General features: G+C 68.4%; 19 protein-coding genes. 9 read left to right on the top strand and 10 right to left on the bottom strand.

The window, feature by feature from the left end:
* Nucleotides 1-5: 5 nt before the first annotated feature.
* A complete protein-coding gene (nuoN, locus tag AB0F51_RS12840; protein WP_360279715.1) occupies nt 6-1,595 on the top strand; it encodes an NADH-quinone oxidoreductase subunit NuoN in 1,590 nt (529 codons plus the stop codon).
* Entirely contained in the window at nt 1,592-2,608 is a 1,017-nt protein-coding gene (locus AB0F51_RS12835; RefSeq protein WP_360278408.1) for a polyprenyl synthetase family protein, read from the top strand. Before nuoN ends, AB0F51_RS12835 begins: the two co-directional genes overlap by 4 nt.
* Here AB0F51_RS12835 and AB0F51_RS12830 read toward each other — a convergent pair.
* The 3 genes from AB0F51_RS12830 to AB0F51_RS12820 form a co-directional block, all read right to left on the bottom strand.
* Nucleotides 2,592-3,206, bottom strand: a complete 615-nt coding sequence (locus AB0F51_RS12830; RefSeq protein WP_360278405.1) for an AAA family ATPase — start codon at nt 3,204-3,206, stop codon at nt 2,592-2,594. The two genes, AB0F51_RS12835 and AB0F51_RS12830, sit on opposite strands and share 17 nt — an antisense overlap.
* 77 nt (nt 3,207-3,283) lie before the next feature.
* Nucleotides 3,284-3,748: a cupin domain-containing protein gene (locus tag AB0F51_RS12825; RefSeq protein ID WP_360278402.1), complete on the bottom strand. Its 465-nt coding sequence runs from the start codon at nt 3,746-3,748 to the stop codon at nt 3,284-3,286.
* Between the two features lie 72 nt (nt 3,749-3,820).
* Nucleotides 3,821-4,303 carry an Rrf2 family transcriptional regulator gene (locus AB0F51_RS12820; RefSeq protein ID WP_360278399.1) on the bottom strand — a complete coding sequence of 161 codons (483 nt, stop codon included), beginning with the start codon at nt 4,301-4,303 and terminating at the stop codon, nt 3,821-3,823.
* A gap of 109 nt (nt 4,304-4,412) precedes the next feature.
* Here AB0F51_RS12820 and AB0F51_RS12815 point away from each other — a divergent pair, with 109 nt between their 5' ends.
* Complete coding sequence (locus AB0F51_RS12815; protein WP_360278396.1) at nt 4,413-5,369, top strand: GNAT family N-acetyltransferase; 957 nt, start codon at nt 4,413-4,415, stop codon at nt 5,367-5,369.
* 71 nt (nt 5,370-5,440) lie between these two features.
* Entirely contained in the window at nt 5,441-6,655 is a 1,215-nt protein-coding gene (locus AB0F51_RS12810) for an MFS transporter (RefSeq protein WP_360278394.1), read from the top strand.
* Nucleotides 6,656-6,662: 7 nt separating this feature from the next.
* On the opposite strand, the gene AB0F51_RS12805 is transcribed toward AB0F51_RS12810, so the two are convergent.
* Nucleotides 6,663-7,130: a phosphotransferase gene (locus AB0F51_RS12805; RefSeq protein WP_360278391.1), complete on the bottom strand. Its 468-nt coding sequence runs from the start codon at nt 7,128-7,130 to the stop codon at nt 6,663-6,665.
* Nucleotides 7,131-7,333: 203 nt separating this feature from the next.
* Between AB0F51_RS12805 and AB0F51_RS12800 the strand changes: the two genes are divergently transcribed.
* On the top strand, nt 7,334-8,344 hold the full coding sequence (locus AB0F51_RS12800; RefSeq protein WP_360278388.1) for a 1-aminocyclopropane-1-carboxylate deaminase: 1,011 nt from the start codon (nt 7,334-7,336) through the stop codon (nt 8,342-8,344).
* A 27-nt stretch (nt 8,345-8,371) separates the two neighbouring features.
* The gene (locus tag AB0F51_RS12795; RefSeq protein WP_360278385.1) at nt 8,372-9,163 is read left to right on the top strand and encodes an alpha/beta hydrolase; all 792 of its coding nucleotides are present in this window, start codon (nt 8,372-8,374) and stop codon (nt 9,161-9,163) included.
* A gap of 178 nt (nt 9,164-9,341) precedes the next feature.
* Here the strand turns inward: AB0F51_RS12795 and AB0F51_RS12790 are convergent, their stop codons facing one another.
* Together AB0F51_RS12790 and rarD are read right to left on the bottom strand one after the other, a co-directional pair.
* Nucleotides 9,342-11,432, bottom strand: coding sequence for a PhoX family phosphatase (locus AB0F51_RS12790; protein WP_360278383.1), 2,091 nt, complete (start codon nt 11,430-11,432; stop codon nt 9,342-9,344).
* Nucleotides 11,433-11,542: 110 nt separating this feature from the next.
* Nucleotides 11,543-12,448: an EamA family transporter RarD gene (gene rarD / locus AB0F51_RS12785; RefSeq protein ID WP_360278380.1), complete on the bottom strand. Its 906-nt coding sequence runs from the start codon at nt 12,446-12,448 to the stop codon at nt 11,543-11,545.
* 107 nt (nt 12,449-12,555) lie between these two features.
* Between rarD and AB0F51_RS12780 the strand changes: the two genes are divergently transcribed.
* The gene (locus tag AB0F51_RS12780) at nt 12,556-13,308 is read left to right on the top strand and encodes a TIM barrel protein (protein WP_360278377.1); all 753 of its coding nucleotides are present in this window, start codon (nt 12,556-12,558) and stop codon (nt 13,306-13,308) included.
* A gap of 6 nt (nt 13,309-13,314) precedes the next feature.
* Here AB0F51_RS12780 and AB0F51_RS12775 read toward each other — a convergent pair whose 3' ends face one another.
* Together AB0F51_RS12775 and AB0F51_RS12770 are read right to left on the bottom strand one after the other, a co-directional pair.
* On the bottom strand, nt 13,315-15,660 hold the full coding sequence (locus tag AB0F51_RS12775) for an FtsX-like permease family protein (RefSeq protein WP_360278374.1): 2,346 nt from the start codon (nt 15,658-15,660) through the stop codon (nt 13,315-13,317).
* Nucleotides 15,657-16,364: an ABC transporter ATP-binding protein gene (locus AB0F51_RS12770; protein WP_360278371.1), complete on the bottom strand. Its 708-nt coding sequence runs from the start codon at nt 16,362-16,364 to the stop codon at nt 15,657-15,659. The genes AB0F51_RS12775 and AB0F51_RS12770 overlap by 4 nt, the downstream gene beginning before the upstream one ends.
* A gap of 138 nt (nt 16,365-16,502) precedes the next feature.
* Between AB0F51_RS12770 and AB0F51_RS12765 the strand changes: the two genes are divergently transcribed.
* A complete protein-coding gene (locus tag AB0F51_RS12765; protein WP_360278369.1) occupies nt 16,503-17,339 on the top strand; it encodes a histidine kinase in 837 nt (278 codons plus the stop codon).
* Complete coding sequence (locus AB0F51_RS12760) at nt 17,336-18,007, top strand: response regulator transcription factor (RefSeq protein ID WP_360278366.1); 672 nt, start codon at nt 17,336-17,338, stop codon at nt 18,005-18,007. The genes AB0F51_RS12765 and AB0F51_RS12760 overlap by 4 nt, the downstream gene beginning before the upstream one ends.
* Here AB0F51_RS12760 and AB0F51_RS12755 read toward each other — a convergent pair.
* Nucleotides 17,989-19,389 (bottom strand): hypothetical protein, encoded by a 1,401-nt coding sequence (locus tag AB0F51_RS12755; RefSeq protein ID WP_360278363.1) that lies wholly within the window; start codon nt 19,387-19,389, stop codon nt 17,989-17,991. The two genes, AB0F51_RS12760 and AB0F51_RS12755, sit on opposite strands and share 19 nt — an antisense overlap.
* A complete protein-coding gene (locus AB0F51_RS12750) occupies nt 19,386-19,958 on the bottom strand; it encodes a SigE family RNA polymerase sigma factor (protein WP_360278360.1) in 573 nt (190 codons plus the stop codon). Before AB0F51_RS12750 ends, AB0F51_RS12755 begins: the two co-directional genes overlap by 4 nt.
* Nucleotides 19,959-20,041: the final 83 nt, after the last annotated feature.

Below are 20,041 nucleotides of genomic sequence, written 5' to 3'. Positions count from 1 at the left end.
TGCTGATGGCGCAGGTGCTGCCGCTGGCAGACTTCGTCGCCCCGAAGATCGAGTACAACGAGCTCGCACCACTGCTCGTCGTCTTCGGCGCGGCCTGTGTCGGCGTCCTCGTCGAGGCGTTCCTGCCGCGCGCGCTGCGGCACATGGTCCAGCTGGGCATCGTGCTGGTCGCGCTGCTCGGTGCCGGTGTGTGGACCGTGCAGCTGATGACGGAGAAGAAGGAACTGCTAGCGGCTCAGGGCGCCATCTCGGTGGACGGCCCGGCGCTGTTCACCTGGATCACGCTGCTGGCGCTGACCCTGATCAGCGTGCTGCTGTTCGCCGAGCGCTCGGTCGACGGCGGGCTGTCCGCCTTCGCCGGCCAGGCCGCCGCAGTACCGGGCAGTCAGGCCGAGCGGGAGGGCACCGCGGCCAAGGTCGAGCACACCGAGGTCTTCCCGCTGACGCTGTTCGCGGTCGGCGGCATGATGCTGTTCGCCTCGGCCAACGACCTGCTGATCCTGTTCGTCGCGCTCGAGGTCTTCTCGCTGCCGCTGTACCTGCTCTGTGGGCTGGCGCGCCGTCGCCGGCTGATCTCGCAGGAAGCCGCGATGAAGTACTTCCTGCTCGGCGCCTTCGCCTCGGCCTTCCTGCTCTACGGCATCGCCCTGCTCTACGGGTACGCCGGGACGATGTCGCTCGGCGGCATCTCCGACGCGCTGGCCACCAAGACCCACGGCGACGCGATCCTGCTCGCCGGTACCGGCCTGATCGCGGTCGGCCTGCTGTTCAAGGTCGGCGCGGTGCCGTTCCACTCGTGGACGCCGGACGTGTACCAGGGTGCGCCGACGCCGGTCACCGGGTTCATGGCGGCCTGCACCAAGATCGCCGCGTTCATCGGGCTGATGCGTGTCTTCTACGTCGCGCTCGGCGGCAGCCGCTGGGACTGGGCGCCGATGATGTGGGTCGTCGCCATCCTGACCATGGTGGTCGGCTCGATCGTCGCGATCACCCAGACCGACGTGAAGCGGATGCTCGCCTACTCGTCGATCGCGCACGCCGGCTTCCTGCTGACCGCGTTCGTCGGTCTCGCGCAGGCCGGCAGCGGGGTTCGCAGCGGCAGCATCACCTCGACGCAGGCGGTGCTGTTCTACCTGGTGTCCTACGGGTTCGCGACCATCGGTGCCTTCGCGCTCGTCACGCTGGTCCGCGACGCGGGTGGCGAGGCGACGCACCTGTCCCGCTGGGCCGGGCTGGGCAAGAAGTCGCCGCTGCTGGCGGGTATCTTCGCCTTCTTCCTGCTGGCCTTCGCCGGGATCCCGCTGACGTCGGGCTTCACCGGCAAGTGGGCCGTGTTCACCGCGGCCTGGACCGGTGGCGCGTGGCCGCTGGTCGTGGTGGCGGTGCTGTGCAGCCTGGTCGCCGCGTTCTTCTACGTCCGCGTGATCGTGCTGATGTTCTTCTCCGACCTGCCGGCCGACGCGCCGGACGTGGCGCTGCCGGGTTGGCAGACCACGACCGCCGTCGCCCTGGGTCTGGCTGCCACGGTGGTGCTCGGCCTGGTTCCCGGTCCGGTGCTCGACCTGGCCGCCCGCGCGGGTGAGTTCATCCGGTGAGTCCCTCCCCGCTGCCGGCCGAGAGCCTGGGATTCGCGTTCGCCGACGAGGCGCTCGAGTCCCGGGTCCGGGCTGGGCTGGAAAGGGTCGAGCAGGCGCTGCGGGACTCCGCGCAGTCCGAGGCCCCGTTCGTCACCGAGGCGGCCCAGCACGTGATGGTTGCCGGCGGCAAGCGGTTCCGGCCGCTGCTGGTACTGCTCGCCGCCGAGCTCGGCCCGGAGCCGGGAGCGCCCGAAGTGGTCGACGCGGCCGTGGTGGTCGAGCTGACCCACCTGGCCACGCTGTACCACGACGACGTGATGGACGAGGCCGCGTTGCGTCGCGGCGCGGACAGCGCGAACGCGCGTTGGGACAACTCGGTCGCCATCCTGACCGGTGACTGGCTGTTCGCCCGCGCGTCCGACCTGGTCGCGTCACTCGGCCCGGAAGCGGTCCGGATCCAGTCGCGCACCTTCGGCCGGCTGGTCGAGGGACAGATCCGGGAGACCCTCGGCGTGACCGAGGGCGACGACCCGCTCGCGCACTACCTGTCGGTGGTCGCGGACAAGACCGGCTCGCTGATCGCCACCTCGGCGCTGTTCGGTGCCCGGTTCGCGGGCGCGTCGGCCGAAGTACAGGAGACGGTCCGGGCCTTCGGTGAGGAGATCGGTCAGGCGTTCCAGCTGGCCGACGACATCCTCGACGTCATGTCGGAGGAGTCGGGCAAGACGCCTGGGACGGACCTGCGTGAAGGGGTTCCGACCCTGCCGGTGCTGATCTTCCGGGCCCAGGCCGACCCGTCACAGGAAGCGGACGCGCGGCTGCTCGAGCTGCTCGACTCCGACCTCAGCGACGACGCCCGGCTGGCTGAGGCACTCGGCTTGCTGCGCGCCCACCCGTCGCTCCAGCAGGCCGAGGACGACGTCCGCCGCCGCGCCAACGACGCCCGCAAACTCCTCCAGGACCTTCCGCAGGGTCCCGGCCGCTCGGCTCTTGAATCGCTGTGCGACCTGGTGGTCACTCGCTCCGTTTAGTTGTTCGTGGGCCGAAGGTGATCTTGGCCAGTTGGTTTGCTTCCTGGCGGGTCAGGATCACTGCGGTGGCGGCGCCGGGGACGACTCGACCGGGGTCGGTGGCCGCCAGGTTTCGGAGTACGGGCCAGCGGCGGCTGTGGGTGGCCATGCTGCCTTCCCGTACGACGCGGGCTCGTGCTTGCTGACCGAGGCGGGCGACGTCGGCCGGTACGTCGAGCATGATCAGGTGGATCGGCCGCCCCGCAGCCTTTGCCGCTCGCCCGATGAGTTGCCGGACCAACGGTTTGGTCGCGCAGTCGTGGATCACCAACGGGCCTGGGGTGTTGATCGCCCGGAGTACGAGCGCGTAGTAGGCGAGGTGGAGCGCTGGGCGCCAGACGGTGTACGGGATCGTGCGCAGTACTGGCTTCCAGCGGTTCCTCAGGCGTTCGGAGTCGAGGACCTGGACATCGCTGGCGCCGGTGAACAGTCGCCGGAGCAGGGTGCTCTTGCCGGCGCCAGGGATCCCGGCGATCACGACGATCGAGTCGGCCGGGTAGTGCAGCTTTGTGGTGCCCAGGTCTTCGCGAATACTCGATGAGATCAACAACGCGGTCACAGGGAGCCTCCTTCGGCGTTCAGCCCATGATGACCGGCGCCTCTGAGAGCGCGATGAGAATCCGCTGAAGACTCTGCCTACTGCCCTTCGCGGCCTGCCCAGGTGGGGCTGTTGACGTAGTGGTTGTCGTAGAGGTCGCTGGTAGTGGCGAGCACGGACGGGTCGGTGTCGCCGCGATACACGCCTTCCAGCAGGCGGTAGTAGTCGAAACGCGGCTTGGCGTGGGTGAGGACGAAGAGTACTTCGGCGTCCGTCGTACCGGCTGCTTCGAAGGCGTGCGCGGTGTTCGGCGGTACGACGAGGAAGTCGCCCTGGTCGAGGGTGATCAGGTCGTCGCCGGTGAGGACGCGGAGGCTGCCGGTGAGGACGTAGAACAGTTCGGAGGCCTCCCGGTGGAGGTGCGGGGGAGCGCCTTCCTTGCCAGGCTTGAAGATCGAGCGGTGGCTGGTGAGGTGGCCGCCGGTCGCCGGGGTGTCGGCGAGCAGGGTGACACCACTGGCCTCGAGAACCTCGGCGTCGGTGTTCCGGATGAGAACGGTCATGGTTGTCTCCTTAGTTGTGGATAGCAAATATCCAGAATGCGTCGCTGGGTTTGCCGTTGTTTTGCTGGGATTTCAGGACTTGAGGTTGGCGAACCAGCGCCGGGTGTTGTCGGCGGTCCGGGGGTAGGTGGCCTCGACGTCGGCGACCAGGTCGGCGATGGTCTGACTGGCGAGCTCGCGGCGATAGGTGAGCTCGGCCTTCCGCATGGCCTGCGAGACCAGGCAGATCTTCCGGTAGTCGGCCTTGGGGTCGGCTCCCGGACCGGCCTTCAGGATCTCGGTGCACCGGAAGGCTTCGTCGGCTCCGTCGATCGCGACCACGACGTCAAGCAAGGTGATCTTGTCCGCCGGCTTGGCCAACTGGAACCCGCCTTTGGGTCCCGAGGTCGACGAGAGAATCCCGGCTCGGGTGAGCGCCTGAAGCTGCTTGTTGAGGTAGGCGGTCGGCAAGTCGTAGAACGCCGCAAGCCGCTTGGCGGTCACCGCCTCGCCCGGCACGAAACACAGATTCACACAACTGTGCACCGCCCACTCCACCCCCTCGTTCATCTTCATAATCTAGATACTAAATATCCAGAATACCCCTGTCAACCTGTCCGGCGGACGCCGCGCGGACGGGGGATTGCGGAAGCAGGGCGTCCGGGATGGGGTTTAGCATCGGGGGATGGAGCAGGAGTTCAGTGGCGAGGTGTTCGAGTGGCGGGGGCCGGCGCCGTTTTACTTCGTTGCGGTGCCGGAGCGGGAGGCTGACGCGCTGCGGGTGGCGGCTTCGGTTGCCAGTTACGGGTGGGGGATGCTGCCGGTCCGCGCCCGGATCGGGAACACCGAGTGGAAGACCTCGCTGTGGCCGAAAGACGGTGGCTATCTGATCCCGCTGAAGGACGCCGTGCGCAAGCCCGAGCAGCTGGACGTCGGCGACGTGGTGGACGTCTTGCTCATGGTCGACGGTCTGCCCGATCAGGGAAGGCCGCAGCCAGCCAAATCATCCGCTCGGCCGCGCCAGCAAGTGCCCCGCCCGAAGGGTTCGCGGGAGCCGATTTCGGCCGAGCAGCTCACGATCGTTCCGGCTAACCAAGCGACCTGGGAGGACCTGCAGGCGGTCTTCGGTACGACCGGCGACACCTCACGCTGCTGGTGTCAGCGCTTCCGGATGCTGCCCAAGGAGTCCTGGGCCTCCGAAGGACCCGAAGAACTCGCCGCCCGGCTTCGTGACCAGACCTCGTGCGGCGATCGGACGGCTGAGGCGACAAGCGGTCTGGTCGCGTACTTCGATGGTGAACCCGTCGGCTGGTGTGCAGTCGCTCCGCGGGCCGACCATCCGAGGCTGCTGCGCAACAACCGAGTCCCTTGGGAGGGTCGGAACGAAGACAAGACCGACCCCACTGTCTGGGCCGTGACCTGCTTCGTCACCCGCGTCGGCTATCGCCGTCGAGGAGTCAATCACGCGCTCGCCCGCGCCGCCGTCGACTTCGCACGCGAACGCGGCGCCCGCGCGCTGGAGGGCTACCCGGATTTCGTGGAAGGCGGCTCGGTCGGCACGCTCGCGACCTTCGCCGACGCCGGTTTCACCGAGGCGAGCCGCCCAGGCCTACGCCGCGCAGTACTGCGTATCGACTTCTGAAACAGCGGATCAGCAACTGATACAGCGTTTTTCAGCGAGCGAACGGTCCTGCTCGGGGAGAAGATGCACGAGTGCGCATCCTCCCGCCGGGCGCTGGTCATGACGCCGCTGTCTTGTTGCAGACCCGTGGGATCCGGGCGTTCGGCGACGGGGTGGTCAGCGTGGTGCTCGCTGGCTACCTCGCGACGCTCGGTCTCTCCGAGGCCCGGATCGGGGTGGTCATCGCCGCGACCCTGCTCGGTTCGGCGGCGCTGACGCTCGGCGTCGGCCTTCGCGGACATCAAGTCGGCCGGCGCCGACTGCTGCGGTTCGTGTCGGTCGCCATGATTCTGACCGGCCTCGGCTTCGCCGCGGCGAACGGTTTCTGGGTACTACTCGTGGTTGCCTTCGTCGGCACGCTCAACCCCTCGAGTGGCGACGTCAGCGTGTTTCTCCCGACCGAGCAGGCCTTGCTGCCAGGCACCGCGCCCGACACCGAGCGGACGGCCCTGTTCGCCCGCTACGCGCTGATCGGCTCGCTCGTCGCAGCGTTCGGCGCGCTGTGCGCTGGCGTGCCCGAATGGATCGCCGCACACATCGACGCCAGCGAGGAGACCGCGCTGCGTTGGACGTTCATCGGGTACGCCGTACTGGGCGTGGCGATCCTCTTGCGCTACCGCTCGTTGTCGCCGGCGATCGAGCCGAGGACCGAGGCGCCCGCCGTCGCGCTCGGCCCGTCACGCGGCATCGTGTACCGGCTCGCCGCACTCTTCACGCTGGACGCGTTCGGCGGTGGCTTCGTCATCACCGCCCTCGTGGTGCTGTGGCTGCAACGCCGCTTCGACCTGTCGATCGCCATCAGCGGCGCGGTGTTCTTCTGGGCCGGCCTGCTGTCGGCGTTCTCGTCACTCGTCGCCGTGCACATCGCCCGCCGCATCGGGCTGGTGCGGACGATGGTGTTCACCCACCTTCCAGCGAACGGGTTCCTGATCCTGGCCGCGTTCATGCCCAACGCGCCACTCGCAATCGCCGCTCTGCTGGCGCGCGCCGCGCTGTCGCAAATGGACGTCCCCGTGCGTACGTCGTATGTGATGGCCGTTGTCTCGCCGGCCGAGCGCCCGGCCGCGGCGAGCGTCACGAATGTGCCGCGCAGCCTGGCGTCTGTGCTGCCGCCCATCGTGGCCGGCTGGATGTTGGGTCAATCGACGTTCGGCTGGCCGCTCGTCATCGCCGGCGTACTGAAGATCTGTTACGACCTCCTCCTGCTGCGGCAGTTTCACGACATCCGTCCGCCGGAGGAGCTGTGAGTTGGCGTCAGTTCGCTTGTTGGTGGGCGGCGAGGATCTCTTCGAGAACGAGCGATGTGTCGGCAGGCAGGCCCTCGCCGTCGCGGACGGATCCAGCGCAGACGACCAGTGCTTTCCAGAGCGCCCAACCTTGGCCGCGTAGCCAGGTCGCTTCGTCCACCTGCAGCCGATCGCGGAAGGCGGCCCGGCTCTCGCCGGTGAGCATCGTCCAGGCGATCGCCAGATCACAGGCCGGGTCGCCGACTCCACAGGTGCCGAAGTCGATGACGGCCGCGAGCGCTCCGTCCTCCACCAAAAGGTTGCCTGAGGCAATGTCTCCGTGGAACCAGATCGGCCGGCCGTCCCACGGCGTACCCAAGGCTCGTTCCCAGATCTCCTCGGCGACCTCGGTCCGGATCAGTCCTTGCAACGTCTTCAGGCTGGTCCGCGCCCACCCGTCATAGGTCGCCTGCGCAGCGACCAACCGCCGCGCCACCCCAACCCCCACTTCCGGCGATCCGGCAACGGCAACAGCTCAGCCAGCTCACTCATCAGACGGCGAACGTACGGCTGTCCTCAGCCACCCCGCAATCCGATTTCCCCACCCGACAGCTCGCAGATTTGACAGATCTGATGCTGCAGAGTGCAATATATTGCATGCTGGCACCCTGAACCCTTGCTGACCGACGAGAGTGACTCATGAGCCTGAGCGACTTCCCCCGCTATCCGCTGACGTTCGGGCCGAGCCCGATCCATCCGCTGAAGCGCCTGTCCGAGCACCTCGGCGGCGCCGCGATCTGGGCCAAGCGGGAGGACTGCAACTCCGGTCTCGCGTTCGGCGGCAACAAGACCCGCAAGCTCGAGTACCTGGTCCCCGACGCGCTCGCCCACGGCGCCACTCACCTGGTCACGATCGGCGGCGTCCAGTCCAACCACACCCGCCAGGTCGCCGCCGTCGCCGCGTCGCTCGGGCTGGGCGCGAAGCTGGTCCAGGAGAGCTGGGTCGACTGGCCCGACGCCGTCAACGACCGGGTCGGCAACATCCTGCTGTCGCGGATCATGGGCGCGGACGTCGAACTGGTCGAGGCCGGGTTCGGTATCGGCTTCAAGGAGAGCTGGGAGAACGCACTGGAAGAGATCCGCGCGGCCGGCGGTACGCCGTACGCGATCCCGGCGGGCGCCTCCGACCACCCGCTCGGCGGTCTCGGCTTCGCGAACTGGGCGGACGAAGTACGCCGTCAGGAAGAACAACTGGGCGTCTTCTTCGACACCATCGTGGTCTGCTCGGTGACCGGCTCCACCCACGCCGGCATGATCGCCGGGTTCGCCGGTCAGGACCGCCCGCGCCGCGTTCTCGGTATCGACGCCTCCGCGAAGATCGACGAGACCCGCGCGCAGGTGGAGAAGATCGCCCGCGCCACCGCCGCCAAGATCGGCCTCGGCCGCGAGCTCCGCGACGACGAGATCACCGTCCTGGACGGCTGGGCCGGCGAGTACTACGGCATCCCGGTGCAGTCCACTCTCGACGCGATCCGCCTGACCGGCCGCCTCGAGGGCGTCATCCTCGACCCGGTCTACGAAGGCAAGTCGATGGCCGCGCTGATCGACCTGGTGCGCTCGAACGACATCCCCCGGACCTCGAACGTCCTCTACGCCCACCTCGGCGGCCAACTCGCCCTCAACGCCTACAGCGCCCTGTTCAAGTCCTGATCCACCCGGCGGCTATTGTCCGCAACTATGTTCGGAGTGCGAGGCAAGACGGCCCATCTGGCGTGGTACCGGACCGATGAGGAGGCGGCGGAGGTTGCCTTTCTGCATGGGTCTTCGGACTCTGCGTTCTGCTGGGAGCCGTTACTTCGGGCAATGCCCGGGGTTCGGGCGCTCGCGTTCGATGCGCGGGCGCACGGTGAGTCCGGGCTGCCGGAGGAAGACCTGAGCTACGAGGTACTGCGCGACGATGCGGCGCTCGTGCTGTCGAGTCAGCCCGGCGATGGCGGGTTCGTGGTGGTCGGTCATTCGCTGGGTGCGCTGACGGCCGCATACCTCGCCGCGTCGAGGCCGGACCTGGTTCGTGCGGTCGTGCTGGAGGACCCACCAACCGGAGAGCCGCAGCCCGGCCAAGAGCCCACCTCGGAGAAGATGCCGACCTGGCTCGAAGAACTCCTGGCCCTCGACGTGCCGGCCCGGATTGCCAAGGGCCGAGCCGACAGCCCCGCTTGGCCGGACGACGAACTCGAACCCTGGGCCATCTCGAAGGACCAGGTCAACGAGCATGTCTTCGATCTGCCGTTCCAGCCCCCAACCCCACTGACCGACCAGCTGGCCGCAATCACCTGCCCCACCCTCCTGATCCACGGCGACGCCGACCGCGGCTCGCTGATCACCCCCGAGTACGCCAAACGCTGCGCCGAAGCCGCCGCCGGCGACTTCCAAACAGCCCACATCCCCGCCACCGGCCACTCAGTACACCGCGACAACCGCCCCGAGTACGTCGCAGCCCTAACCACCTTCCTCAACCAACACCGCTGACCGGCGCTGTCCGACTGGCTCCGCCGCGTTCTCGCGGACGGGGTTGCCTGGGCGTCAGTGCGGTCGTGGCAGCGGGACGAGCGGCGGAGGAGCGAGGTAGCTGGGGGGGTGGGGAGCGGGCGACGGAGGAGCACGCGTGGGCGTCCGCAGTACGAGAGTTGCTCCCCACCCAATGAGGTCAGCTGCCTACGCGGCCGCCGTCTTTGCGCCAGATGCAGGAGATGGCGGGGCGGGGGAAGGGGTGGGTGTGGGGCCAGGTGGAGGCTGGCTTTTCGAAGGTGGCGGTGTCGGTTTCGCCGGGGTGCTGGACGGCGACGAAGACGGTTTCGTCGTCGTCGGAGACCAGCGGGCCGCAGGCTTCGGCGGCGAACGGGACGGAGAGGAACTGCTTGACGTGGCCGCGTTCCGGCCCGGCGACCGGGACGGTGAAGATGCCGTCGTTGGAGCCGAGGACGTTGCCGTCGGTGGAGATCCACAGGTTGCCGGAGCCGTCGAAGGTGACGTTGTCGGGGCAGGAGATCGGGCTGACCTTGGTCTTGTCGTAGCCACCGAAGTACGTCTCCTGCGCGGCCGGGTCGCCGCAGACCAGGAAGAGGGTCCAGTAGAAGCCGGTCTTGGCCGCGTCGTCGCCCTCCTCGGTGAGCTCGAGGATGTAGCCGTTGCGGTTGCCGGCCTTCTCCACCAGGGGGCCGGTCAGGGTGTCGCGGACGTGCGACTTGGCCAGCGGGTTCGCCTCGTCGACGGCGAACTTGGCGCCGCGGTCGGAGTTGTTGGTCAGCGCGGCGTAGATCCGGCCGGTGACCGGGTTGCGCTCGATGTCCTCGGGCCGGTCCATCCGGGTCGCGGACACCTTGTCGGCGGCGGACCGGACGTTGATCAGCACGTCGGCGACGCTCATCCCGTCGATGAACGACTTCTTGTCCGTGGTCAGCGGGATCCACTGGCCGGTGCCGTCGAACAGGCCGTCCGCGGTTCCGTCGCCGGTGAACTTCGCGACGAACAGCGTGCCCTCGTCCAGCAGGCCGAAGTTCTTCGCCCGGTTGTCCGGGTCGTACTTGCCGGCCGAGACGAACTTGTAGATGTACTCGCCGCGCTCGTCGTCACCCAGGTAGGCCGCGATCCGGCCGTCGGCGGTGATCGTGATGGTCGCGCCCTCGTGCTTCATCCGGCCGAGCATGGTGCGCTTCTTCGGCGTCGACTTCGGGTCGTACGGGTCGACCTCGACGATCCAGCCGGCCCGGAACACCTCGGTCGGCGTCTTCGACAGGTCCCACCGCGGGTCGACGATGCTCCACTGCCGAGCCGACTTGGTCGCCGTCGTCGGTACGCCGTACCGCTTGTAGCTGTCGACGTACTCCGCCGGGACGGTGCCGCTGACGTCGAAGTACCCATTGAAGTTCTCCTCGCCGGACAGGATCGTGCCCCACGGCGTGACGCCACCGGCGCAGTTCCCGAAGGTGCCGTAGGCAACCTTCCCGACGCGGCTGTCGGCAGCCGCCGGACCGGTCACCTCGAACTTGGTGTTCGCGGTGATGCGCCGGTTGTAGCGGCTGCCCTCGCGGTCGCGGCGCCACTTGCCGACGTGCCCGTCGCGCTTGATCTGGACCACCGACATGCCGTGCGCGGCCAGCCCGATCTCGGCCTGCGTCTTGGCGTCGTACTTGCCGGTCGGGAACATCAGGTACTCGTCGGTGTACTCGTGGTTGCAGACCAGCAACGCCGTCCGGTCGTTCTTCAACGGGACGACCATCGTGTAGTCGTTGTTGTAGCCGAACTGCTTGGCCTGCGCGGCCGCAGACTGCTTGTTGGCGTCGAACTTCGGCGCACCGGCCTCGACCGGGTCACCCCACGCGATGACGACGGCCTGGTCGTACCCCTTCGGGATGACGATGTCGTCCTCGCGGTTCGGCGGTACGACGCTGTGGGTCAGCGCGCGACCGTGCCCACCGAAACCGGGGAAGGTGCCGTTGCCCTGATCAACGTTGCTAGGGGCAAGCAGCTCGGCGGCGGCCGGGCTGGAGGCGAGCGCGCCGATACCGGCGGCCGCGACACCGGCGGCGCCCAGCTTCAGCATCCGGCGGCGGGAGAACGCCGACTGCAGGACGGTCTGGATGTGCTCGTTGCCGGACGTGTTCGGCTCGGCGTGGTCGCACTGGTTGGCGCACTTCAGTTCGCAGGTGCGAAAGGTGCGGGATCCGTGACGGGTGCCGATCTGGCTGATCAGCGGCAGCAACTTGGGGCTCACTCGCAGTACTCCGGCTTCTGGCATGAAATGCAGCGGACGCCGTGAGGCTAGGGAGTCGAAGCGGGGTGCGGGTGAAGGTCAGATGAACGGTGGACGGCTTAGGTTGCCCTCAGTCACCAAGAGCGGTTGAACGGCTACACCGTGGCGGCGACCGGCTCGAGCCGCAGGGCCCGACGGCGGGCCATGCTGTCCCAGGTGAAGATCATCAGCGCCAGCCAGACCAGCGCGAAACCGGCCCAGCGCATCGAGGACATCTGCTCGTGGAAGACCAGGATGCCGATGACGAACTGCATGATCGGCGCGACGTAGTTCAGCAGGCCGAGCGTCGTCATCGAGACCCGCGTCGCCGCCGCGCCGAAGAGCAGCAGGGGTACGGCTGTGAGCGGTCCGGTCAGCAGAACCAAGGTGAGGTACCCCGGGCCTTGGTGCGTCACGGTCGAGTCGCCTTGCAGGGCGAGCACCACCAGCATGGCAAGTGCGAGCGGCGCGATGGTTGCCGTCTCGACAGCCATCCCTTCGATCGCGCCGGCGCCGGCCCTTTTCTTCGCCAGCCCGTAGAACCCGAACGAGAAGGTGAGCACGATCGCGACCCACGGCGGCCGGCCGTTCTCGATGGTCAGCGCGGCGACGGCCACGAAGGCGATCCCCAGCGCGATCCACTGGGCGACCCGGAGGCGCTCCTTGAGGAAGATCACCCCGAGCAGCACGGTGAACAGCGGAGTGATGAAGTACCCGAGCGAGGTCTCGACGACGCGGCCGTTGTTGACGCCCCAGATGTAGCCACCCCAGTTGACCGAGATCAGCACGGCCGCGGCGACCAGAGGCCACCTGCGTCGCGGCTCGGCCAGCAAGGCCCGGACCTGCCCGAAGCGGCGTCGTACCAGCACCAGTCCCACGATCGTGAGCATCGCCCAGAGGATCCGGTGGGCCAGCAGTTCGAGCGCGCCGGAGGAGTCCAGCAGCTTCCAGTAGAGCGGGAAGAGCCCCCACAGCAGGTACGCCGTCAGGCCGAAACCGAATCCCCTCCGCTGCTCTGGCACGAGTGCGAGTCTAGATCAAGCGTCAGTGGTGTCCACCTAGTTTGCCCATGACGTGAGACGGGCTTTGCGGATGAGGTTGGATAGAGGGTGGACAGAGGAGGTACGGCGTGGGCGTGAGGACCGGACTGGTCTCGGTGACGTTTCGGCAGCTGGCGGTCGACGAGGTCGTCAAGGTGGCCAAGGACGCAGGGCTGGCGGCGATCGAGTGGGGTGGTGACATCCACGTTCCGCTCGGCGACCTGGCCGCCGCCCGCAAGGCCCGCGAACTCTGCGAGGCGAACGGGCTGGCCATCGCCGCGTACGGCTCCTACCTCCGCGCCGGCAGTGTCGACCGCGAGGAGATCAGGACCGCCGTCAACACCGCGGCCGAGCTCGGCGCACCCCGGATCCGGGTCTGGGCCGGAACAGTCGGTACTGCGGAAGCCGGCGTCGGTGACCGGATGGCGGTCACCCGAGGCCTGGCCGAGCTGGCCGATGTCGCGGCCGGGGCGGGGATCGAGATCGCGATGGAGTTCCACCGCGGCACCCTCACCGACGAGGTCGACTCGACGATCACTTTGCTCCTGGATGTCGGCGCCCCCAACCTGACGACGTACTGGCAACCGCCGGTCGACCTGAACGATGCCGAGTGCCTGCAGCAACTCGAGTCGCTGATGCCGTGGCTGAGCACCGTGCACGTCTTCTCCTGGTGGCCCTCGAACAACCGCCTCCCGCTGGCCGGCCGCGAGTCCCTCTGGCGCCCAGTCCTCGACCGCCTGTCCGCCGAACCCCGCGAGATCAACGCCCTGCTGGAGTTCGTCGCCGACGACTCCATCGACCAGTTCTCCACCGACGCCGCCAAACTCCACAGCTGGGTCTGACAGCGCTCATTCGTTGTGGAGGACTGTGGCGATGGTGGCGCGGGCGGCTGTGCGGGCTGGGAGGTAGGCGCCGGCGGCGGCGATCAGGATGCCTGCTAGGACGAACAGTGCGAGCAGGCCAGGCGGGTAGACGTCGAGCATGAAGTCCGGGAGGTCGATCTGGGCGCCGTTGGCCATCGCTGGGATCACCAGGCGATGGGCGAGGATGCCGAGTGGGATGCCCAGCAGGCCGCCGAGTGCGCCCAGGGCGGTCATCGACGTCACCACCATCACGATCACCTGCGCGGGCGTCATCCCGATCGACTTGAGCATGCCGAGGTCTCGCCGGCGTTCGCGGGTGTTGAGGATGACCGTGTTGAAGACGCCGAGCGCGGCGACCGTCCCCAGCATCAGCGTGAGCAGGATGACGGTGGCCAGGACGATCGTGACGAACGTGCCGGCGTCCTGACCTTCGGCCTCCATCAGACCGGAGTCCTTCGCCAGGATCGCCTGGACCACACCGTCGAGATTCGTCCCCGGCTTCACGTTGATCTCGTAGGTGTTCGCCCGGAGGTCCGGTGCGATCTGGCCGAGGGTCGCCCAGTTGGACAGCACCTCGTCACCTGAGTTGTACATCGCCTTCCCGACGATCTGCGCCCGCACACTCTTGCCCCGCGCTTGCAGCGTGATCGTGTCACCGACTGCCAGCCCACGCTGCCGCAGAAAGCGTTCCGACACCACAACCTCGCCCGGCCCGTCGAACCAGCGACCAGCCAACAGCCGGTACCCGACCTGCTCGAAGTCCCCGCGATAGAAGGACACCCGGAGATCCGCTTGGCTACCTGCCAGCCGCATTTCCAGGTCGGTGAACGCGCCCACCGACAACACCCCGGGGACAGCCCGGATCGCGGCTTCGTCCTCCGCGTCACTCAGCTTCGCGCCTGGCGGCGTGCCAGGGCCGCCCGGTTCCGCCCCGGCCGGTTCACCTCCGCCCGGCTCCGCACCGTTCGGGCCGGCGAACATCGCCAGGTCGACCGCCCCGACCCGACTCGACGCGGTCTGGTACGTCGTCAACGACTTCCCCAGCCCGACCGCCAAGGTCACACTCGTGACCCCGAGCACCACAGCCGCCAACGTCAGCGCGGTACGCCCGGGCCGAGCGAACGGCAGACCCAACCCAAGGCTCAGCGGCCGCGGCAACCGGCTGCCACTGAGCCACCGCTGAACCCGCAACCCGCGCCCGGCCTTCGGTGCGCTGCCCGCACTGATCGCCTGAGCAGCCGACAGACTCCGCGCCCGCAGCGCCGGCGCCAACGCGGACAGCGCCACCAGAGCCGGTACGCCGAACAGCGCCGCGAGATCCACCCAGATCGGTACGCCGACCCCTCCCGCGCCGTAGTTCTCGAAAGCCCTGGTCAGCAAGGAGGTGGCGAGAACGTTGCCCAGGACAACACCACCCGCACACCCGACCACGGCCGGGATCGACACCATCCCCAGGTAGACCGTCAACACCTGCATGGGCGTGAACCCGAGCGCCTTCAGCACCCCAATGTGCTTGAACCCGGCAACGACGGCACCACTCACCACATTGGCCACGATCAGGACGGCGACAGCGAGCCCGAGCCATCCGAACACCATCAGGAACGGCACGAACGTGTTCGGCTCACCGGCAACCTGGGCCCGCAGCGCGAGATAGGACTGTGTCCCGATCAGCGCACCGGACGGCAGTCCAGCAGTCACAGCCTTCTGCCCAGCAGCCACGTCCTCATTGGTGGCAGCCCGGGTGAATCGGTAGAGCATCTGCGTCGACGTCGGATGCAACGCGCTCATCTGCTCCGGCGTGACCCACGCCTCCGCCGACTGGCTCACGCTGTACGCGAACCCGACGATGGTGAACGTCCGGCCTGCCGTGGAGACGGTGTCGTTCAGCTTCGCCGTACCCCGGCCTTGGGAGTCGGTCGGGTTGCGGTTGAGCACGATTTCGTCTGCCTTGGCAGCCCACCGCCCCTGCCACACGTTGAGCCGGTCGACCGCGCCGCCCGGATCCGCACGCCCCACCGTCACCAGCGAGTCCATCATGCTGGACCGGTCGAGCTCGAGCGTCGCCTGCGCGAACGGGCCGGCAACGGCCGCCGCATTCCGCGCCGCCTCGGTCAGTTGGGTGTCGCTGACCTTGCTGCGGTCGTACGACGCGGTCAGCTGAGCACCACTCTGTTTGGTGTACGCGCGGTCGAACGGACCGCTCGATGCCGCCAGCAGGCCGAGTGCGACCACGATCATCGTCGTGGACAGCAGGACCACGACGCCGATGACCAGGGTCTGCACGCGACGTCGTCGTACTGCTGCCCGTGCGACGGGCCAGACGGCGCTCACGCCGTACGCTCCAGGCTGCGTTCGCCCGCGATCCGGCCGTCGACGAAGTCGAGGACCCGGCTGGCGCACCGCGTCGCGAGTTGCTGGTCGTGCGTGACCAGCAGCAGGGTCTGGCCGATCTGGTTGAGATCGAGCAAGAGATCCATCACCTGTTCGCCGGCTCGCGTGTCCAGTGCCCCGGTCGGCTCGTCGGCGAGCAGAACGGCCGGGCGGTTCATCAGCGCGCGCGCGACGGCGACGCGCTGCCGCTCACCGCCGCTCAGCTGCGACGGGTAGACGTTGCGCCGCCCGGCGATGCCGAGCTCCTCGAAGAGTTCGAGTGCCCGCTTGCGCGCGTGGCCGGCCGCCGTACCGGTCAGCTGGGCCGCGAGTGCGACGTTGTCGAGTGCGGACAGGTCGTCCAGCAGGTTGAAGAACTGGAAGATCATCCCGATCCGCCGGCGCCGGAACAGTGCCAGCCCTTTCTCGTCCAGCCTGCCGAGATCGTCGCCGTGCACCACGACCGACCCTGACGTCGGCCGGTCCAGCCCGGCGACCATGCTGAGCAGGGTCGACTTGCCGCTGCCGGACGGCCCCATCACCGCGACCGCCTCACCGGCGTGGATCTCCAGCGACACCGAGTCGAGGGCGACCGATTCGCCGTACTCCTTGCGTACGGCGGTGAGCTGGACGACCGCCGGTCCGTTGCCTACGTCTGCTGTCATGCTGCTCACGCTAGGGCTGGACGACGGTCGCCGGCGTCAGCCTGCCGGGGTAACGTCCGCGCCTTGTCATCCTGCAGATGTACGGCCTGCCCCCGTCGGTTGATGCGCAGTCACGAACGGCTTTGGGACAGTGGTCTCGTGATCATCCTTGGGCTGCTCGCCGCGGCGCTTGCCGTGCTGGCCGGGTTCCTCGCGTTCGCGCTGGTCAGAGCGCGGCGTGCCCACACGCGCGCGCTGGAGGAACGCGGCTGGTTGCTGGAGCGCGAACGCGAGGCAGCCGCCCAGAACGCGGTGGATGCCGAGCGGGCCCGGATAGCGCACGATCTCCATGACATCGTCACGCACAACGTCAGCGTGATGGTCATCCAGACCGGTGCGGCCCGCCAGGTGCTGGCTACCGAACCCGAGCAGGCCGAGGCCGCCCTGCTCGCCGTGGAGGCCGCAGGTCGCGACACCATGTCCGAGCTCCGGCATCTGCTCGGTTTGCTCGCGCCGAAAGCCGATGGCACCGACGAGGACCTGTCCGCGGACTCCCTGACCACCGACGCCCTGGCGCCTCAGCCGAGCCTGACCCGCCTCAGCGCGCTGATCGACCGCATCGCCTTCGCCGGCCTTCCGGTCGAGGTGCGGATCTCCGGAGAGCCCCGGCCACTTCCGACCGGTGTGGACGTTACGGCGTACCGGGTGATCCAGGAGGCACTGACCAATGCCCTCAAGCACGGCGACGGCGTGAAGGCCGAGGTGACCGTTCGCTACAGCGATCACGCCGTCCGGGTGGAAGTCCTCAACACCGGGCCGAGCGTCTTGCGGGGCGGTAGTCGCCCAAGCGGGCCCGCGCGGGCTCCCGGAGGCGAGGGCCGCGGGCTCCTCGGCCTGAAGCAACGCGCCGCTGTCTACGGCGGGGAGCTCGATGCGCGCCGCCGCCTCGGTGGCGGCTTCCGGGTCCGGGTCAAGCTTCCGCTGGAGCGCCCGTGACGACGCGGGTGGTGATCGCGGACGATCAGGCGCTGGTGCGTACTGGCTTCCGGATGATCCTCACGGCCGGCGGTATCGAGGTGGCCGGCGAGGCCGCGGACGGCGCCGAGGCAGTAGAGGCCGTACGACGACTGCGCCCGGATGTCGTCCTGATGGACATCCGAATGCCCACCATGGATGGTCTGGAGGCCACCCGCCGCATCCTCGCCACCTCAACCGGCTGCCGCGTCCTCATCCTCACCACCTTCGACCTGGATCGCTACGTGTACGCCGCGCTCGCGGCAGGCGCCAGCGGGTTCCTGCTGAAGGACGTGACGCCCGAACACCTGGTCGCGGCCGTCAGCCTGGTCACGACCGGTGACGCACTCCTGGCTCCGTCCATCACCCGGCGCCTGGTCGAACGCTTCGCCATCCCGGCCGCGACCCAGCCTGCCGTCCACCGCGACCTGACCACCCTCACTCCCCGCGAGCTGGAGGTCCTCACCCTGATGGGGCACGGCCTGTCCAACGCCGAGATCGCGACCGACCTCACCCTGAGCGAAGCAACGGTCAAGACCCACGCCGCCCGGATCTTCGCGAAACTGTCCCTCCGCGACCGGGCCCAGGCGGTAGTCCTCGCCTACGAAACCGGCCTCATCACGCCCGGCGATCAATCGGCAGGCAGATAGAGCGCGATGACCAGGTGGCCGCTGGTGTACTTGCCGGTGGACAGGTGGACCTTTGCCTTGCCGGCCGGCCGTCCAGCCTCGCCGACCAGGCCGATGCCGCCGCCGACGCTGGGAGTGCCGTGGGTCAAGCCGCTGATCTCGACCGTCGGCTGGTCGCCCTTCAGGCCGGCCGTCCCGTAGGCGACCAGGAACGGCTTGTCCGCGGGGGTGGCGAGCTCGAGGTCCTTCGTGGTCTTGAGCTCGGCCTGCTTGACCTCGGCGAGCCGGTAGTTGTGACCGGCGTACTCCCTGACGACGTCCAGCGTCGTGTCCTCGATGGTCCGCTGCTCGCCCTTGGCGTAGATCCCGAGGCCGATCCAGTCGTTCGGCCTGCTGACCGGGCGCCCGTTCTTGTCCTCGAGCTGCACGGCCACCTTCACTCGCTGTCCGGCCTTCGGTAGCGTTCCAGGGATCCAGCTCGATCCGGTCGCGGCATCCGTGGTGTTGCCGGAGCAACTCGTCTTGCCGATGGCCACTCCGTTGAACTTCACGCTCACCTCGTACTGCGGATCGGTGCCCGGGCCGGTCGCCGTACAGAGGTCGTACAGGCTGACCGGCCGGCCCGTCGCGATGAAGTCGAACTCGAAGGACGACGTGCCCCGATCGGCGATCTTTGCGCCGAGCAGGGTGTCGCCTCCGACCTTGGCGCGGTACCGGATGCCGTCCTTGACGTAGTCGGCCGCGGAGGTCGGTGGCGCCTGGGCCGGCGGACCTTCGGGCGTCACGGCGGCGGTGCGGTAGATGCCCAGGGCAATCTGGGCGTCGCCGCGGCTGGCCGCCCGGCCTTGCTCGTCGGTGAGCCGGACACTGACGTGGGCAGGCTTCCCGGCCGGAGCCGCGAGCCACAGCAGGCTGTTCGCCTGGACCCAGATTCCAGGAGTCGGCTGGTCAGGAGTCTGGTCGCCGACGCACGGCGCGGTACCGACGACGAAGTCGTTGACCTTGACGGTCAGGAAAGAGCCACTGCTCATACTCGCCGCACACACGGTCGCAAATCTGGTGTCGCCGCCCTCCGGCACCCAGTTGAAGTCCAGGGTGTTCTGGCCGAGATCGCCGATCCAGCCCTTCTCGAGCCGGTCCGCGCCCTCGAAGGCGGGCAGCAGGATGCCTTCCTTCTGGACATCATGCGGTACGTCGTCGGCGGGCTGCGGCATCGTGGCCGGGATGATGCCGGAGGCAACGGCCGCGATGATGGCGAGGCCGCCGATGGCGCCCGCGGCGGCCGCGGTACGGCGGCGCTTGGTGCGGGCGATCTTCGCGCGGACTCCGGGCAGCAGGTCCGGGGCGTTGTCGGTCGAGTCGGCGCGGGTGGCGAGCTCGTCGCGCAGGTCGGTGAGTTTCATCGGGTGGCCTCCCGGTCGGCTGAAGAATCGGCTGGGGAGTCGGTGGTCAGCAGGGCCGGGTCGAGACGCAGCTTGGCGAACGCCTTGCTGGTCTGGCTTTTCACCGTGCCGGGACTGCACCCCAGAACGCGGGCGGTCTCCGCCTCGGACAGGTCCTCGTAGAACCGCAGTACGACGACAGCGCGCTGCCGGCGGGGGAGTCGTTGCAGGGCTCGCCAGACGTCGGTGCGCTCCTCGGCACTGGCCGGTACTGCGGTCTCCGGCAGCTCCTCGGTCGGTTGCTCGCCGTTCCAGCGGCGGCGCCACCAGGAGGCGTAGGTGTTGACCATCACCTTGCGGACGTACGGCTCGGGGTCGCCGCCCTCGATCCGGGACCAGGCGAACCAGGCCTTGGCCAGTGCCGTCTGGACCAGGTCTTCCGCGAGGGCGTGGTCCTGGGTCAGCAGGTAGGCGGTCCGCAGCAGCCGGCGGGACCGCGCGAGCACGAACGCGTCGAACCCCTCAGCAGCCGTCACCGCGAGCCCCGTTCCCCGTGCACGCAGTGTGAGCGTGCTGTCGTCGATGGTCACATCATGGTGGACCGCCGAGGTTCCCCGATCGGTTGCCCGGCACCAGCCATTCGTCGAAAAGTTTCCGCTGAGGCCTGGTCAAG

Source organism: Kribbella sp. NPDC023855 (assembly GCF_040639475.1).
Classification (GTDB): domain Bacteria; phylum Actinomycetota; class Actinomycetes; order Propionibacteriales; family Kribbellaceae; genus Kribbella.
The sequence above is the reverse complement of the archived record's forward strand: the minus strand, read 5'-3'. Positions and strand labels throughout refer to the sequence as shown.